11 protein-coding genes are annotated in these 15,401 nt (G+C 74.5%); 10 read left to right on the top strand and 1 reads right to left on the bottom strand.

Features of this window, described 5'->3' with window-relative positions:
* Positions 1 to 35: 35 nt before the first annotated feature.
* Positions 36 to 1,217: an acyl-CoA dehydrogenase family protein gene (locus tag HOQ23_RS02815; protein ID WP_172211696.1), complete on the bottom strand. Its 1,182-nt coding sequence runs from the start codon at positions 1,215 to 1,217 to the stop codon at positions 36 to 38.
* Between the two features lie 291 nt (positions 1,218 to 1,508).
* Here HOQ23_RS02815 and HOQ23_RS02810 point away from each other — a divergent pair, with 291 nt between their 5' ends.
* The 10 genes from HOQ23_RS02810 to HOQ23_RS02765 all read left to right on the top strand — a co-directional run bounded on the left by HOQ23_RS02810 (position 1,509) and on the right by HOQ23_RS02765 (position 15,368).
* Entirely contained in the window at positions 1,509 to 3,284 is a 1,776-nt protein-coding gene (locus tag HOQ23_RS02810) for a biotin carboxylase N-terminal domain-containing protein (RefSeq protein ID WP_172211694.1), read from the top strand.
* 29 nt (positions 3,285 to 3,313) lie between these two features.
* Positions 3,314 to 4,573, top strand: coding sequence for a hypothetical protein (locus HOQ23_RS02805; RefSeq protein ID WP_172211692.1), 1,260 nt, complete (start codon positions 3,314 to 3,316; stop codon positions 4,571 to 4,573).
* Positions 4,570 to 5,355, top strand: a complete 786-nt coding sequence (locus tag HOQ23_RS02800) for a hypothetical protein (protein ID WP_172211690.1) — start codon at positions 4,570 to 4,572, stop codon at positions 5,353 to 5,355. The genes HOQ23_RS02805 and HOQ23_RS02800 overlap by 4 nt, the downstream gene beginning before the upstream one ends.
* Positions 5,352 to 6,566 carry a hypothetical protein gene (locus HOQ23_RS02795; RefSeq protein ID WP_172211688.1) on the top strand — a complete coding sequence of 405 codons (1,215 nt, stop codon included), beginning with the start codon at positions 5,352 to 5,354 and terminating at the stop codon, positions 6,564 to 6,566. Before HOQ23_RS02800 ends, HOQ23_RS02795 begins: the two co-directional genes overlap by 4 nt.
* Before the next feature lie 155 nt (positions 6,567 to 6,721).
* Positions 6,722 to 7,957 (top strand): hypothetical protein, encoded by a 1,236-nt coding sequence (locus HOQ23_RS02790; RefSeq protein ID WP_172211686.1) that lies wholly within the window; start codon positions 6,722 to 6,724, stop codon positions 7,955 to 7,957.
* Positions 7,954 to 8,658, top strand: a complete 705-nt coding sequence (locus HOQ23_RS02785; protein ID WP_172211684.1) for a hypothetical protein — start codon at positions 7,954 to 7,956, stop codon at positions 8,656 to 8,658. The genes HOQ23_RS02790 and HOQ23_RS02785 overlap by 4 nt, the downstream gene beginning before the upstream one ends.
* Positions 8,655 to 9,842 carry a hypothetical protein gene (locus HOQ23_RS02780; RefSeq protein WP_172211682.1) on the top strand — a complete coding sequence of 396 codons (1,188 nt, stop codon included), beginning with the start codon at positions 8,655 to 8,657 and terminating at the stop codon, positions 9,840 to 9,842. Before HOQ23_RS02785 ends, HOQ23_RS02780 begins: the two co-directional genes overlap by 4 nt.
* 32 nt (positions 9,843 to 9,874) lie before the next feature.
* The gene (locus HOQ23_RS02775; protein ID WP_172211680.1) at positions 9,875 to 10,396 is read left to right on the top strand and encodes a PH domain-containing protein; all 522 of its coding nucleotides are present in this window, start codon (positions 9,875 to 9,877) and stop codon (positions 10,394 to 10,396) included.
* The gene (locus tag HOQ23_RS02770; RefSeq protein ID WP_172211678.1) at positions 10,393 to 11,916 is read left to right on the top strand and encodes a PH domain-containing protein; all 1,524 of its coding nucleotides are present in this window, start codon (positions 10,393 to 10,395) and stop codon (positions 11,914 to 11,916) included. The genes HOQ23_RS02775 and HOQ23_RS02770 overlap by 4 nt, the downstream gene beginning before the upstream one ends.
* Positions 11,917 to 11,969: 53 nt before the next feature.
* A complete protein-coding gene (locus HOQ23_RS02765) occupies positions 11,970 to 15,368 on the top strand; it encodes a pyruvate carboxylase (protein WP_172211676.1) in 3,399 nt (1,132 codons plus the stop codon).
* Positions 15,369 to 15,401: the final 33 nt, after the last annotated feature.

The raw sequence follows: 15,401 nt of genomic DNA, 5'->3' as shown, positions 1-15,401 counted from the left end.
GCGCGCGAGCGCTCCGTGGCGCCGCCGCGGCCCGGTCACTCCACCGGCAGGCCGAGCCCCCGGGCGATGAGCATGCGCTGCACCTCGGAGGTGCCTTCGCCGATCTCGAGCACCTTGGCGTCGCGGTAGAAGCGGGCGACCGGGTACTCCTCCATGAAGCCGTAGCCGCCGAACACCTGCGTGGCGATCCGGGTCGCGCTCACCGCCGACTCGGTGGCGTGCAGCTTGGCCAGCGCCGCGGCGCGCTTGAACTGCTCGACCGGCGCCCCGGCGTCCTTCATCGCCGCCGCCCGGTAGGTCAGCAGCCGGCTGGTCTCGAGCATCACCTCGAGGTCGGCGATCTGGAAGGCGACGCCCTGCTTGCGACCGATCGGCCCGCCGAACGTCTCGCGCTCGAGCGCGTAGGCGACGCTCAGGTCCAGGCAGGCCTGCAGGCAGCCGACCGCGAGCGCGGCGATCGCGACCCGGCCGTCGTCGAGGGTGGCGAGGAACTGCGCGTAGCCGCGGCCGCGCGCGCCGAGCAGGTTGGCCTCCGGGACCCGGACCCCCTCGAAGGTGAGCGGGTGGGTGTCCGAGGCGTGCCAGCCGAGCTTGTCGTAGGCCTTCTCGGCGGTGAAGCCGGGCGTGCCGGCCGGCACCATGATGGTGCTGATCTCCGGGCGCTCGCCGGGCCCGGTCACCGCGGTGCGGGCGGTCACCGTCACCAGGCTGGTGATCGAGGAGCCCGAGTTGGTGATGAACTGCTTCGCGCCGTCGATCACCCACTCCCCGTCCTCGAGGACGGCCCGGGTGCGGGTCGCCCCGGCGTCGGAGCCGGCGCCGTTCTCGGTGAGCCCGAAGCCGGCCAGCCGCCGCCCGGCGACGAGGTCGGGCAGCCAGGTCTGCTTCTGCTCGGGGGTGCCGAAGGTCAGGATCGGGTTGATCCCGAGTCCGACGCCCGCCTCGAGGGTGATGCCCAGCGACTGGTCGACGCGCCCGATCTCCTCGATCGCCACGCAGAGGCTGGTGAAGTCGCCGTCCTCCCCCGCCCCGCCGTACTCCTCGGGGGCGGTGAGCCCGAACAGGCCGAGCTCGCCCATCCGCTGCACCACCTCGACGGGGAAGTGGTGCTCGCGGTCCCACTGCGCGGCGTACGGCGCGATCTCCGCCTCCGCGAACTCCCGCACGGTGCGACGGAACTCCTCGTGCTCACGCGACAGCTCGAATCCGGTGCTCATCTCGGCAGACTAGCCCTCCGGTTAGCGTTTGTTAACCGCCGAGTCGGCTCGTGTGGTTGCCCGAGTCGGCCCGTGTGGTTGCGCGAGTCGGCCCTTGTGGCGACGTACGTGGTCAGAACCCTCGACTCAAGGCGTCAGAAGTCTCGACTCGACCGAGGGGTGGGTCTCCCGCTGACCGGGCATGGTCGGCGCGGGGACGGTTCAGGATGCGACCATCCCGAAGCCGCGAGAGAGCAGGAGGTAGCCTGCCGCGCGGAGACATCGAGCGCGTCACGACGACCAGGAGTAAAGGTGCCGGAGAGCAAGCCGTTGCAGAAGGTTCTCATCGCCAACCGCGGTGAGATCGCAGTCCGGGTGATCCGCGCGTGCAAGGACGCCGGGATCGGGAGCGTGGCGGTGTACGCCGAGCCCGACCGCGACGCAGTGTTCGTCCGCATGGCCGACGAGGCCCACTCGCTCCAGGGCGCGACCCCGGCCGAGTCCTACCTCGACATCGAGAAGATCATCGCGGTCGCGAAGAAGTCCGGCGCCGACTCGGTGCACCCGGGCTACGGCTTCCTCGCCGAGAACGCCCAGTTCGCCCAGGCCGTCCTCGACGCCGGGCTGATCTGGATCGGTCCCTCGCCCGAGGCGATCGACGCGCTCGGTGACAAGGCCAAGGCCAAGCACATCGCGCAGAAGGCCAACGCGCCCCTCGCGCCCGGCACCAAGGACCCGGTCAAGGACGCCGACGAGGTCGTCGAGTTCGCCAAGGCCAACGGCCTGCCGGTCGCCATCAAGGCGGTCTTCGGCGGCGGCGGCCGCGGCCTCAAGGTCGCCCGCACGCTCGAGGAGATCCCCGACGCCTACGAGTCCGCCGTCCGCGAGGCCGTCACCGCGTTCGGTCGCGGCGAGTGCCTGGTCGAGAAGTTCCTCGACCGCCCGCGCCACGTCGAGACCCAGTGCCTGGCCGACTCCCACGGCAACGTGGTCGTCGTGTCGACCCGCGACTGCTCGCTGCAGCGCCGCCACCAGAAGCTGGTCGAGGAGGCGCCCGCGCCGTTCCTGACCGACGAGCAGGTCGAGAAGCTCTACACCTCCTCCAAGGCGATCCTGCGCGAGGCCGGCTACGTCGGCGCCGGCACCTGCGAGTTCCTCGTGGCCGCCGACGGCACCATCTCCTTCCTCGAGGTCAACACCCGCCTCCAGGTCGAGCACTGCGTCTCCGAGGAGGTCACCGGCATCGACCTGGTCCGCGAGATGTTCCGCATCGCCGCGGGCGAGGAGCTCGGGTACGACGACCCGGAGATCCACGGCCACTCCATCGAGTTCCGCATCAACGCCGAGGACGGCGGCCGCAACTTCATGCCGGCCCCCGGCACCCTCACCGAGTGGGCGCCGCCGCAGGGCCCCGGCATCCGCGTCGACGGCGGCTACGAGAAGGGCGAGACCATCCCGGGCTCGTTCGACTCCCTCATCGCCAAGCTCGTCGTCACCGGCCGCGACCGCACCCAGGCCCTGGAGCGCTCGCGCCGCGCCCTGGCCGAGTTCAAGGTCGACGGCATGCCCACCGTCATCCCGTTCCACGCCACCGTGGTCGAGGACCCGGCGTTCATCGGTGACGGCGAGAAGTTCGACGTCTACACGACCTGGATCGAGACCGACTTCGACAACCAGATCCAGCCGTACGCCGGCGACACCCCCGAGGCCCCCGAGGCCGAGGACCGCCACACCGTCGTCGTCGAGGTCGGCGGACGCCGGCTCGAGGTCGTCGTGCCCGGCGGGCTCGGCTCGATCGGTGGCGGCGGCGCGGCCAACGGCGCCAAGAAGCCGAAGCGTGCGGCCGGCAAGAAGTCCGGCGCGGCGGTCAGCGGCGACGCCGTGACCAGCCCGATGCAGGGCACCATCGTCAAGCTCGCCGTCGAGGAGGGCCAGGAGGTCGCCGAGGGCGATGTCGTGGTCGTCATGGAGGCGATGAAGATGGAGCAGCCCCTCAAGGCCCACAAGGCCGGCACCGTCACCGGCCTCAAGGCCGAGGTCGGCGCCACGGTCAGCAACGGCGAGGTCATCTGCGAGATCAAGGACTGAGCGATCCACCTCTCGGGTAGTGACCGGCGGTGAGCTCCCTCCCGCCGGCACCCCAGCCGCGTGAGGACGAGCCCCTCGACGCCCCCACCTGGAGCGTCGGGGGGCTCGCCGCCGCATTGCGTGAGGACCCCGTGATCGTCCAGGAGATCATGGGCAACGGGCAGCGCGACGCCGTCGACGACGCCCTCACCGAGCTCATCGACGGGGCCGACTTCCCGGTGTACGTCGCCCTGGTCCAGCGGCCAGGCGGGCTCGCCGACGACCAGCCCGAGGAGGAGCTCGCCTCCCTGCTGCACGCCGAGATCGGCGAGGACGGGCTCTACGTCGTGGCCGTCGACACGGTCGTCGGGCACCTGGGGTGGCAGACGTACGGCGCCGAGGTCCCCGGCAAGTGGGACATCTACGCCGTGAACGCGGCGCCGGAGAACGGCGAGCGGACCTCCAGCGCCGCCGGCGAGGCGGCCGAGCTGGTCGCGACCGCCCTCAACGACGCCGAGCCGCTGCCCGGTGACCAGGTCGCGGAGTACCGCACCGGCGATCTCTGGGTGGACCGCGGCAGCACCCTCAGCGAGGACATCAGCGCACCCACGGAGGGCACCTACGCGGTGGTCGCCACCGGGCTGGGCGTCGGGGTGGCGATCCTCGCCTGGTTCGTGCTGCGCACCATCGCCCGCTGGCGCGAGCTCGCCCCGGCCACCCCGGTGGCCGCGGGTGTCCCCCGGGGCACGACCCCCGGCGCCGGCCCGGCCAACCGCGCCGCACCCGCCGTCCACGACGTGCGCCGCCGCGCCGAGAAGGACCTGGCGGACCTCGACCGGGCGCTGCTGCGCCGTTCGGTCACCGTCTCGCCGGCGCTCACCGATCCGGCCCGCGAGCAGCGCCTCGACGGCTCACGCACCGCGGCCCGCACCCTGCTGGACTCCAGCGCCGACGACGAGGCCGACCTCCTCGCGACGCTGGGCGCCCTGGTCCTGGTCCGCACCGCCCGCCGGGCCCTCGAGGACCCGGAGACGCCGTACCGCCCGTGCTTCCTCAACCCCTGGCACGGCGAGGCCAGCGCCCGGGTGACGGCCGCCGGGGGCGGAGACCAGGTCGAGGTGCCGGTGTGTGAGCGGTGCCGCCGTGCGCAGTCGCGTCCCGAGCTGGCCGACCCGCTCCAGGTGCGCACCCGCTTCCGGCGGCTGCGGCCCTACTGGGAGGGCGACGACGTCTGGGCGCGCACCGGCTTCGGCGCGATCAGCGACGACCTGTGGCGCGCCGTGCTCGAGGACCGGCAGGCGGCACGATGAGCGCCCGCACCCGCCGTACCCGCTCGGGCCACCCCGGGCGGACGCACGCCAACGCCAAGAAGGCGTCCACCGACAACCTCCTCGACCTCGCCCGGGGCGGGGTCGAGCTGACCGGGCGGCACGCCGTCGACCTCGGGCTCGCCTGTCTGCTCGGCCTCGGGGGTGCGGCGCTCGGCGTCCACCTGGTCGACGAGCGCGGCGAGCAGACCGCGCGCGAGCCCGGCGACCGGGTGCAGGGGGCGATCGCCGCGCTGCGCGAGGACCCCGTGTACGTCGCGCCCGACGGTCGCGACATGGTCTCGGTCGAGGGCGAACGGCGCCTCGAGCAGCTCATCGCAGCCGCGCCCGTGCCGGTGCACATCTTGGTCTGGGAGGCGAGCATGCAGGCCGGCCCGGAGCCGTACTCCTTCACCCTGCCCGACCAGCTGGCCACCGAGCTCGGCGAGCCGGGCATCTACATCGTCTGGCAAGGTCCGGACGACGTCGGCGTCGGCGTCCCCGAGGACCAGCGGCTCGGCTGGGAGGTGCCCGACCTCCAGCCGCTGGGCGACGCCGAGACCCGACTCAGCGAGTTCATCGGCGGCCTGCCCGCCGACGGCGTCCTCGAGGACGCCGAGTCCAACGACTACTGGGGCGGGGTCGGCGGTGGGATCGCCGCGGCCCTGCTGATGGTCGCGGCCCCGGTCGCGGCCGGCGCCTACCTGCTCACCGGGCTGGCCCGGCTAGCCACCGGCCGGCCCTTCCGCAACCGCCCCCGACCCCTCGCGAAGGGCACCCGATGACCCAGACCGACCCCGTCACCGAGATCGTCGCGGACCTGCGCGAGGACGGCGTCCACATCGGCCCCGGCATGGCCCGGCACGTCGACGCCGCCGAGGAGGCGGCGATCGAGGCCGCGGTGGCCCGCATCGACGTGCCCGTGCACGTGGTGGTCCGGGCGCTCGAGGACGGCGACGTCTTCAGCGGCGACGCCGGCGACATGCTGACCCGGGTGCACGACGACCTGGGCACCCCCGGCTGGTTCGTCGCCCCCACCTACATCTTCTCGACCGGGGAGTACTCGCTGGAGTCCAAGGAGTGGACCGGGGACGAGGGCCGCCTCGACCTGCCCTACAACGCCTATGGCATCGCGCACTGGCTGCACCCCGAGGACGTCGGCGCCGGACTGGTCGAGCTGACCACCGCCATCGCCGACGGGACCGTCCCGGCGAAGGCTGCCGAGGCCCGGGATGCCTACGAGGCCCGACCGGAGACCACCACGACGGCTCCCGGCCCCGACGGTGGTGACGGCGACGGGGCCGGCGGTCCCGTGATCGTCGGCGCGGTGGTGGCCGCGCTCGTGGTCGGCGCCCTGGCCGCCCTGGCCATCCGGCGCCGACGCCGCCCCGCCGGGGCTCGCGGCCGCCCCGAGCCGCGCTTCACCCTCCCGCCCTCGGTGCTGGAGCGGGTGCGCAGCGCCGACGACGCACGGCTGCGCTCCCGCGCCGAGCAGGACGTCCTCGCGCTCGGCGAGCGCATCGACGGCACCCAGCTGACCAGGACGGCGAACGCCGACGCCTGGCAGGCGGCGCTGGACCACTACGACGCCGCCCGCCGGGTCCTCGGCCGCGACCCCGCCGCGTCGCCGGACCTGCTGGACGTGATCGGGGCGATCGTCCTGGCCGCTCGGGGCGGGGCCGCCCTCGACGCCGCCGGACGGAGCCGGGCCTTCTCCCCCGACGCGCCCTGCTTCCTCAACCCCCTCCACGGCCGCGCCGGCGCCCGGCGCAAGCTCGACGACGCCGGTCGCGCCCTCGACGTACTGGTGTGCGCGCAGTGCGGCAAGGACCTCGCCGCGGGCCGTCGGCCCGACATCCTCGACGTGGTCCGCGACGGCGAGCCGGTGCACTACTTCGCCACCGACGCCGAGCCCTGGGCCTCGACCGGGTACGGCGCCCTGGAGCCGGACCTGCTGACGGCCCTGCGGGGTCGAGGGTCCCGCGGGACCCGCTGACCGGCCGGGCGGCGGTGGACTCCGAGACCTCGTGACCTGCCGGGCCGGGCGCCCGGCTAGCGTGTGCGCCATGTCCTCCCAGGCGCCGGCGGCGCACCGCGACGCGGTGAGCGCCACCGACCGCGAGACCACGGACTGAGCGGTCCCGGGCACAGATGATCTCAGCCGATGTCCCCTATCCGGACACCGTCGAGGCGCTCGCCGAGGCGCTGCGCGAGGACCAGGTCATCGTCCACGAGACCCTCGGCGGCGGGGACACCGCCGGAGCCCTCGACCGGATCACCCGGCTCGTGGAGCAGGTGCCGTTCCGCACCTACGTCGCCATCATCGAGAGCCCGCCCGAGGTGGACGCGGGCATCGACTCCGGCCGCTACCTCGCCACCGCGCTGAGCCGTCGCGTCGGCGAGCCGGGGCTCTACGTCGTCGCCACCCGGGAGGCCGTCACCGGTTTCCGGGTGGTGGGTACCGAGTGGGACGAGACGTACTTCGCCCTGCAGGCCGACATCGACCGGCGGGCGGTGACCGACGGCGCCGGAGTCAGCATCCTGGCGCCCACGGTCGAGGTCGAGACCATCCTGCGCACCGCCCTGGCCGAGCCGGCCGGGCCGGACGACGAGAGGCCCTGGCAGGAACCCACGCTCGACGACGAGACCGTCGAGGAGCTCGTCGCCCGGGAGCATGCGCTGCCGGACTATGAGTCCCCGGCCTGGTCCGAGGAGTACGCCAGGCCGGCGCCGCCCGTGGACTGGCACCCCACCCAGCGGTGGATGGTCGGGTCCCTGGTGGCCGGCCTGCTGCTGGCGGTGCTGCTGCAGTCCATGCGCGGCTGGCCGGGCTGGCGCCGCCTCCTGGCCCCGGTCCGCGAGGTCCCCGCGCCCGTCGTGCTGCCCCCGGACCTCGCCGAGGTCCGCGAGGAGGCCGACGCCGGGCTCACCGACCTGGCAGAGGCCCTCGTCGGCGCCCCCGCGGGGCCGGGCCAGGTCCAGGCCGCGCTGGCCCGCGAGACGGCCGAACCGCTGCTGCGCTCCGAGGACGTGCGCGACGTGGTCGGCGCCCTGGTGCTGGTCCACGCCGGGCGACACGCCCTCCTGAGCGCGGACCCCTATGCAGACTCCTATCGGCCCTGCTTCGTCAACCCGCTGCACGGCGCCGCGGAGCAGGTCGCCCAGTGGCGGTTCGGCGACGCCGAGATCGAGGTCCCGGTCTGCGCCGCGTGCCACCGCGCGTTCGTCGGCGAGCAGCCGCCGACCGCCCTGATGGTCGGGCACGGCGGCCGGCTCCGGCCCTACTACGAGGAGGACAGCGTGTGGGCCCGCACCGGGTACGGCAGCCTGACCACGGACCTGGCCGACCTGGCCCGCCAGGTCGCCGGCGAGCGGCGGCTCCGGTGACCGGGCGCCGCCGGCTGCGACCGGCCACCGCGGGCCTCGCGCTCGTCGTCTCCCTGGGCGCCGGACTGCTCGCCGGGGCCGTGCCCGGCCACCACCCGACGCCGGAGCCGCACCCCTACGACCAGGCGGTCCTGGCCGCGGCCGCCGCCGCCACGCCGGGCGACCGGGTGCAGGCCGCGATCGACGCCGTGCAGGAGACCGGTCTGCACGTCGGCCCCGAGCTGCGCGGGGAGCTCGACGCGGACGAGGTGGAGCAGATCGAGGAGATCATCGCCGACGCACCGGTGCCGCTGTTCGTGGTCTGGTGGGAGGAGACGTGGCACGCCGGGTACGCCCAGCCGGAGAGCGCGATGGACCAGCTGCGCGCCGGCGTCTTCCGCGAGGGGTTCTACGCGGTCCTGTCGCCGGGGCGCCCGCCCGTACTCGCGGCGCTCGGCTACCAGGAGCCGAGGATCGAGGCCGACGGGACCGGCCGGCCCGCCGCCGCGTTGACCCGGGTGGTCACCGAGCTGGCGGAGACCGAGGCCGCCCGGCCCGGGGAGCCCCGGCCCGACTCCGACGACTGGGGCGGTGCCCTCGGCGCCCTCGCGGCCGGGCTGATCTTCGCGCTCATCGGCTACCTCGGGCTGCTGCTCGTGCTCGGTCTCCTGGGCGCCCTGGTGACCGCCCGCTCGCGGCACGCCCTGGAGGCCCGGTCATGACCTGGATCGACGAGCCGCTGCTGCGCGAGATCGAGGCCGAGCTCGGCGACGACGGGGTCTGGGTCGCGCCCGAGCTGCGCGCTGAGGTCTCACCCGCACAGGAGGCACGTCTCGAGGCAGCGGTCGCCGAGGCCTCGACCCCGACGTACGTCGCGCTCGTCGAGCTCGACCACCGCGACCTGACCGACGGGGACCCTGGGCAGCTGGCCGGGATGATCCGGGACGACACCGACCGCTCGGGCATCTACGTCGTGCCGCAGCCACGCATCAGCGACGAGCCGTACCGCCTCGAGCTCGTCTCCTACCCCAAGGATGACGGGCTCTTCACCGCCTCCGCGGTCGCTCAGGCCGAGCACCCCGACGACCTCGGTGCCCAGACGCTGCGGGCCCTGGAGCTGGTGGAGTCCGGGGACGCCGACCGGCTCTACGACGAGATGAACGGCACGGACACCGGCACCGAGAGCGGCACCGGTACCGTCCCGGCCGCGCCGAGCGACGACGCCGGGGCCGGGACGGATGTCGTGGGCGTCCTGGTCGCGGTGGTGGTCGTGGCCGTCGCCGTGGTCATCGGCGTACGCCGCCGGCGCGCACCCGCAGCGCTCCCGACCGCCGACGGATCGCCCTTCACCCTGCCGCCGGCGGTGCTGAGCACCGTCCGCGCCGCCGAGGACCGGCGCAACGAGGCGCGCGCCCACGCCGACGTGCTCGCGCTCGGCGAGGCCGTCGACGCCGCCCACCTCGACCCCCGCCGCGCCGCCTCGCTGCCGGCCTGGCAGGCCGCACTGGACCACTACGACGTTGCCCGGCGCATCCTCGACCGCGAGCACTCCCCCGCCGACGCGGTCGGGGCGATCGTGCTGGCCGGCCGGGGCCGGGCCGCACTGGACGCGGCGGTGCGGGGACGCGGGTGGAGCCCGTCGCCGGGGTGCTACCTCAACCCCCTGCACGAGGGACCGGTCGCCACGGCACCGTGGCACGACGGCGCGACGGCGGTCCAGGTGCCGGCCTGCGCGCGCTGCGCGTCCGCCCTCGAGGCCGGCCGGGAGCCGGCCGACGTCCTGGACTTCGTGGCCGACGGCCGTCCCACCCACTACTTCCACCTCGACCTGGGCGCGTGGAGCAGGACCGGCTACGGGGCCCTGGACACCGACCTGCTCGGGCGGCTGCTCGACCGCCGCGGGTAGCCGCGGGTCGGGGGTTCCCTACGCTCCTGACCATGGGCACTGCGACGTCGGACCTCCGCGAGCCGCACGAGCGGGTCTGCCCGCGTGCGCGCCTGATGTGGTGGTGCACGCACGCGATCGGCGCCACGGTGCTGCTCGCCGTCCTGGTCGTGGGCGTCGTCCTCACCGACACGCTGCGCTGGTGGCTGGTCCCACCGGTGGCCGTCGTGCTCGCGGCGTACGCCGTGGCGGTGCCGCAGTGGCGCTACCTCGTGCACCGCTGGGAGGTGACCGCGACGGCCGTCTACACCCAGACCGGCTGGTGGGCGCGGGAGCGCCGGATCGCGCCGATCTCGCGGGTGCAGACCGTCGACCTGGAGCAGGGCGCGGCCGCGCGGGTGTTCGGGCTGGCCACCGTCACGGTGACCACCGCCTCGGCCGCGGGGCCGCTGGCCATCCCCGGCCTCGACCTCGACGTGGCGCGGGCGCTGGTCGACGAGCTGACGCTGCGCGCCGACGCCACCGGCCCGGCGCCCGGTCCCGCGCCGCGAGCCGCCGGGGACGACGCCACGTGAACGGCGAGACCGACGGCTGGCAGCGCCTCGACCGGCGGATGCTGCTGGTCAACCCGGTGCAGGAGTTCATGAAGCTCCTGCCCGCGCTCCTCGGCCTGCTGGTCGCCGGCACCGCGATCGGCGTACGCGGCTGGCAGCTGCTGGCGCTCGTCGTGCCGGTCGTCCTGGGCACGGTCCGCTACCTCACCACCCGCTACCGCGTGGCCGACGGCCGCGTGGAGCTGCGCCGCGGCCTGCTCAGCCGGCGCACGCTCGCGGTGCCCGTCGACCGGGTCCGCACCGTCGACCTCACCGCGCCCCCGGTCCACCGGCTGCTCGGGCTGGTCACCGTGCGCATCGGCACCGGCACCGCCTCCTCCCGCGAGGAGGACTCCCTCGACCTCGACGGCCTGCCGGTCGCTGCCGCCCGCACCCTGCGCGCCGCGCTGCTGCGTGCCGGCGAGCCGGCGGACGGGCACCGACCCGACGACGACCTGCTCCGGCCCGACCCGGACCGGGCCGTGCGGACGGTCCTGCGCCTGGACCCGGCCTGGGCCCGCTACGCGCCGCTGACCGGCACCGGCCTGGTGCTGCTGGCCACCGTCGTCGGCGGCGGGCTGCAGCTCGCGACCACGCTGGGGATCGAGCTGCGGCTGCATGCCGACGACCTGCCCGGCACCTCGCTGCCGGTCGCCGGCTGGCTGGTCGTGCTGATCGGCCTGGTGGTCACGCTGCTGGTCGTCTCCGCGCTCTCGGTGGCCGCCTACCTGCTCACCAGCTGGGACCTCGTGCTCAGCCACCGACCCGGCGCGTGGCACCTGGTGCGTGGCCTGCTCACCACCCGGGAGACCACTCTCGACGACGACCGGGTGGCCGGGGCGGTGCTCCACGAGCCGCTCGGGCTGCGGCTGGCGGGCGCGGCTCACCTGTCGGCGATCGTCACCGGGCTGGACCGCAGCCGGGCGGGCAGCGCCACCCTGGTCCCGCCGGCCCCGGCCGCGGTCGCCGCCGGCGTCGGCGGCGAGGTCGTCGGCACCCCGCAGCCGCTCGACGTCGCCCTGCGGACCCACGGACCGGCGGCAACGCGACGCCGCTGGGCCCGCGCCCTGGGACCCGCGGTGCTCCTCGCCGCTCTCGGCGTCGTCGCCACCCTCACCCTGCCGGTCGGCATCTGGGGCGTCGTCCTCGCCGTGCTCGCGCTGCCCGTGGCCGCCGGCCTGGCGCACGACCGCACCCGGTCCCTCGGCCACGCGCTCGTCGCGGGCCACCTGGTCGCCCGCTCCGGCAGCCTCGCCCGCTCCCGCGAGGTGCTCGCCACCCGCCACGTCATCGGCTGGACCCTGCGCGACACGGTCGTGCAGCGACGCGCCGGGCTGGTCACCCTCACCGCGACCACGGCCGGGGGCGACCAGGCGGTCACGGTCCCCGACGTACCGCTCGAGGCGGCGCTGCGGCTCGCCGACGACGCCGTGCCCGGGCTGGTGAGCCAGTTCCTCGCCGTCCCCGAGCGTCTCCCCGACCCGCCGTCGACCCGCGACTGACCAGCAGTCGGGCTGTGCGGAGCGCCACGCACGCGACCGATAGCGTTGGCCCCATGTTCTCCAAGGTGCTGGTGGCAAACCGCGGCGAGATCGCGGTACGGGCGTTCCGCGCGGCCTACGAGCTGAACGCGCGCACGGTCGCGGTCTTCCCCTACGAGGACCGGGGCTCCGAGCACCGGCTCAAGGCCGACGAGGCCTACGAGATCGGCGAGCGCGGCCACCCGGTGCGCGCCTACCTCGACCCCGAGGGCATCGTGGAGACCGCCGTACGGGCCGGCGCGGACGCGATCTACCCCGGCTACGGCTTCCTCTCGGAGAACCCCGCGCTCGCCGAGGCCTGCGCGAACGCCGGGATCACCTTCGTCGGCCCGACCGCCGACGTCCTGGAGCTGACCGGCAACAAGGCCCGCGCGATCGCGGCCGCCAAGGCCGCCGGGGTGCCCACGCTCGCCAGCGTGGAGCCGTCCACCGACGTCGACGCCCTCGTCGAGGCCGCTTCCGAGCTGCCCTACCCCCTCTTCGTCAAGGCCGTCGCCGGCGGCGGCGGGCGCGGCATGCGCCGCGTCGACGACCCGGCCAAGCTGCGCGAGGCCGTCGAGACCTGCATGCGCGAGGGTGAGGCCGCCTTCGGCGACCCGACCGTCTTCGTGGAGCAGGCCGTCGTCGACCCGCGCCACATCGAGGTGCAGATCCTCGCCGACGGCGAGGGCAACGTGATCCACCTCTTCGAGCGCGACTGCTCGGTCCAGCGGCGTCACCAGAAGGTCGTCGAGATCGCCCCCGCGCCCAACCTCGACCCCGAGCTGCGCGACCGGATGTGCGCCGACGCGGTGCGCTTCGCCCGCGAGATCGGCTACCGCAACGCGGGCACGGTGGAGTTCCTCCTCGACCCCGCGGGCAACTACGTCTTCATCGAGATGAACCCGCGCATCCAGGTCGAGCACACGGTGACCGAGGAGGTCACCGACGTCGACCTCGTGCAGGCCCAGCTGCGGATCGCCGCCGGCGAGACCCTGGCCGACCTCGGCCTCAGCCAGGACTCCATCACCCTGCGCGGCGCGGCGCTGCAGTGCCGCATCACCACCGAGGACCCGGCCAACAACTTCCGCCCGGACACCGGTGTCATCACCACCTACCGCTCCCCCGGCGGCGCCGGCGTGCGCATCGACGGCGGCACCACCTACACCGGCGCCGAGGTCTCGGCGCACTTCGACTCGATGCTGGCCAAGCTCACCTGTCGCGGCCGCACCTTCGAGAAGGCCGTCGAGCGGGCGCGCCGCGCGATCGCGGAGTTCCGCATCCGCGGCGTCTCCACCAACATCGCCTTCCTCCAGGCCGTGCTCGCCGACCCCGACTTCATCGCGGGCCACGTCACGACCTCCTTCATCGAGACCCACCCGCAGCTGCTCCAGGCACGCCGCTCCGGCGACCGCGGCACCAAGCTGCTGACCTACCTCGCCGAGGTCACCGTCAACCAGCCGCACGGCCCGGCGCCGGTCAGCCTGGACCCCGCCACCAAGCTGCCGCCGACCAACCTCGAGGTCCCCGCCCCGGACGGCACCCGCCAGCTGCTGCTCGAGGTCGGCCCCGCGGAGTTCGCGCGCCGGCTGCGCGCCCAGGACCGGGTCGCGGTCACCGACACCACCTTCCGCGACGCCCACCAGTCGCTGCTCGCCACCCGGGTCCGCACCAAGGACCTGCTGGCCGTGGCGCCGCACGTCGCCCGCACCACCCCCGAGCTCTGGTCGCTGGAGGCCTGGGGCGGCGCGACGTACGACGTCGCGCTGCGCTTCCTCGGCGAGGACCCCTGGGAGCGGCTCGCGTCGCTGCGCCAGGCGGTGCCCAACATCTGCCTGCAGATGCTGCTGCGCGGGCGCAACACCGTGGGCTACACGCCGTACCCCACCAAGGTCACCGACGCCTTCGTCGCCGAGGCCGCAGCGAGCGGACTCGACGTCTTCCGCATCTTCGACGCGCTCAACGACGTCGAGCAGATGCGCCCGGCCATCGACGCGGTCCTGGCGACCGGCACCACCGTCGCCGAGGTGGCGCTGTGCTACACCGGCGACCTGTCGGACCCGAACGAGAAGATCTACACCCTCGACTACTACCTGCGCCTGGCCGAGCGCATCGTCGACGCCGGCGCGCACGTGCTGGCGATCAAGGACATGGCCGGCCTGCTGCGCGCCCCCGCGGCGCGCCGCCTGGTGACCGCGCTGCGCGAGAACTTCGACCTGCCGGTGCACCTGCACACCCATGACACCCCGGGCGGCCAGCTGGCCACCCTGACCGCGGCGATCGACGCCGGCGTCGACGCGGTGGACGCCGCCTGCGCCGCGGTCGCGGGCACCACCTCCCAGCCGGCGCTCTCCGCGCTGGTCTCGGCCACCGACCACTCCGCGCGCGAGACCGGCCTGTCGCTGGCCTCGGTCAACGCCCTGGAGCCGTACTGGGAGGCGACCCGCCGCGTCTACGCGCCGTTCGAGTCGGGCCTGCCCGCTCCGACCGGCCGCGTCTACCGCCACGAGATCCCCGGCGGCCAGCTCTCCAACCTGCGCCAGCAGGCGATCGCGCTGGGCCTGGGCGAGAAGTTCGAGCAGATCGAGGACATGTACGCCGCGGCGAACGACATCCTCGGCAACGTCCCGAAGGTGACGCCGTCCTCCAAGGTGATCGGCGACCTCGCGCTCTCGCTGGTCGCGGCGGGTGCCGACCCGGCGGAGTTCGCGGAGAACCCGCAGAAGTTCGACATCCCCGACTCCGTCATCGGCTTCCTCAGCGGCGAGCTGGGCGACCCGCCCGGCGGCTGGCCCGAGGAGTTCCGCGCGAAGGCGCTCGAGGGCCGCACCTGGAAGATGCAGGACGAGGAGCTCACCCCCGAGCAGGAGGAGGCCCTCGAGGCGGCCCCCGGCGAGAGCCGGCCGCTGCGCCGCCGCACACTCAACGAGCTGCTCTTCCCCGGCCCGACGCGCTCCTTCAACGAGTCGCGGGCGACGTACGGCGACATCTCGGTGCTGCCGACGCTGGACTACCTCTACGGCCTGCGCTTCGGCGAGGAGCACCGGGTGGACCTGGAGCCGGGCGTGACCCTGCTGCTGGGCGTGCAGGCGATCGGCGAGCCCGACGAGCGCGGCTTCCGCAACGTGCTGGCGCTGATCAACGGCCAGCTGCGCCCGGTCAGTGTCCGTGACACCAGCGTCGCCTCCGAGGCCGCGACCGCCGAGAAGGCCGACTCCTCCAAGCCCGGCCACGTCGGTGCGCCGTTCCAGGGCGTCGTGACGGTGGCCGTGGAGGCCGGGGACACCGTGGAGGCCGGTGACACCGTCGCGACCATCGAGGCGATGAAGATGGAGGCCGCGATCACCGCCCCGGTGAGCGGCACCGTGGAGCGCCTCGCGATCAGCGGGACCCAGTCCGTCGAGGGCGGGGACCTGGTGCTGGTGGTCTCCTGAGCCGACCCGAGCCGGGTAGTCCCGGGCCGATCC

This window comes from Nocardioides sp. zg-DK7169, from assembly GCF_013155365.1.
In the GTDB taxonomy this organism is placed as follows: Bacteria; Actinomycetota; Actinomycetes; order Propionibacteriales; family Nocardioidaceae; genus Nocardioides.
This window is presented reverse-complemented; position numbering and strand designations above follow the sequence as displayed.

Coding starts and splice junctions, on each gene's coding strand:
- HOQ23_RS02815 (WP_172211696.1), bottom strand. CDS start 1,217: ATGAGCACCGGATTCGAGCTGTCGCGTGAGCACGAGGAGTTCCGTCGC.
- HOQ23_RS02800 (WP_172211690.1), top strand. CDS start 4,570: ATGAGCGCCCGCACCCGCCGTACCCGCTCGGGCCACCCCGGGCGGACG.
- HOQ23_RS02795 (WP_172211688.1), top strand. CDS start 5,352: ATGACCCAGACCGACCCCGTCACCGAGATCGTCGCGGACCTGCGCGAG.
- HOQ23_RS02790 (WP_172211686.1), top strand. CDS start 6,722: ATGATCTCAGCCGATGTCCCCTATCCGGACACCGTCGAGGCGCTCGCC.
- HOQ23_RS02780 (WP_172211682.1), top strand. CDS start 8,655: ATGACCTGGATCGACGAGCCGCTGCTGCGCGAGATCGAGGCCGAGCTC.
- HOQ23_RS02775 (WP_172211680.1), top strand. CDS start 9,875: ATGGGCACTGCGACGTCGGACCTCCGCGAGCCGCACGAGCGGGTCTGC.
- HOQ23_RS02765 (WP_172211676.1), top strand. CDS start 11,970: ATGTTCTCCAAGGTGCTGGTGGCAAACCGCGGCGAGATCGCGGTACGG.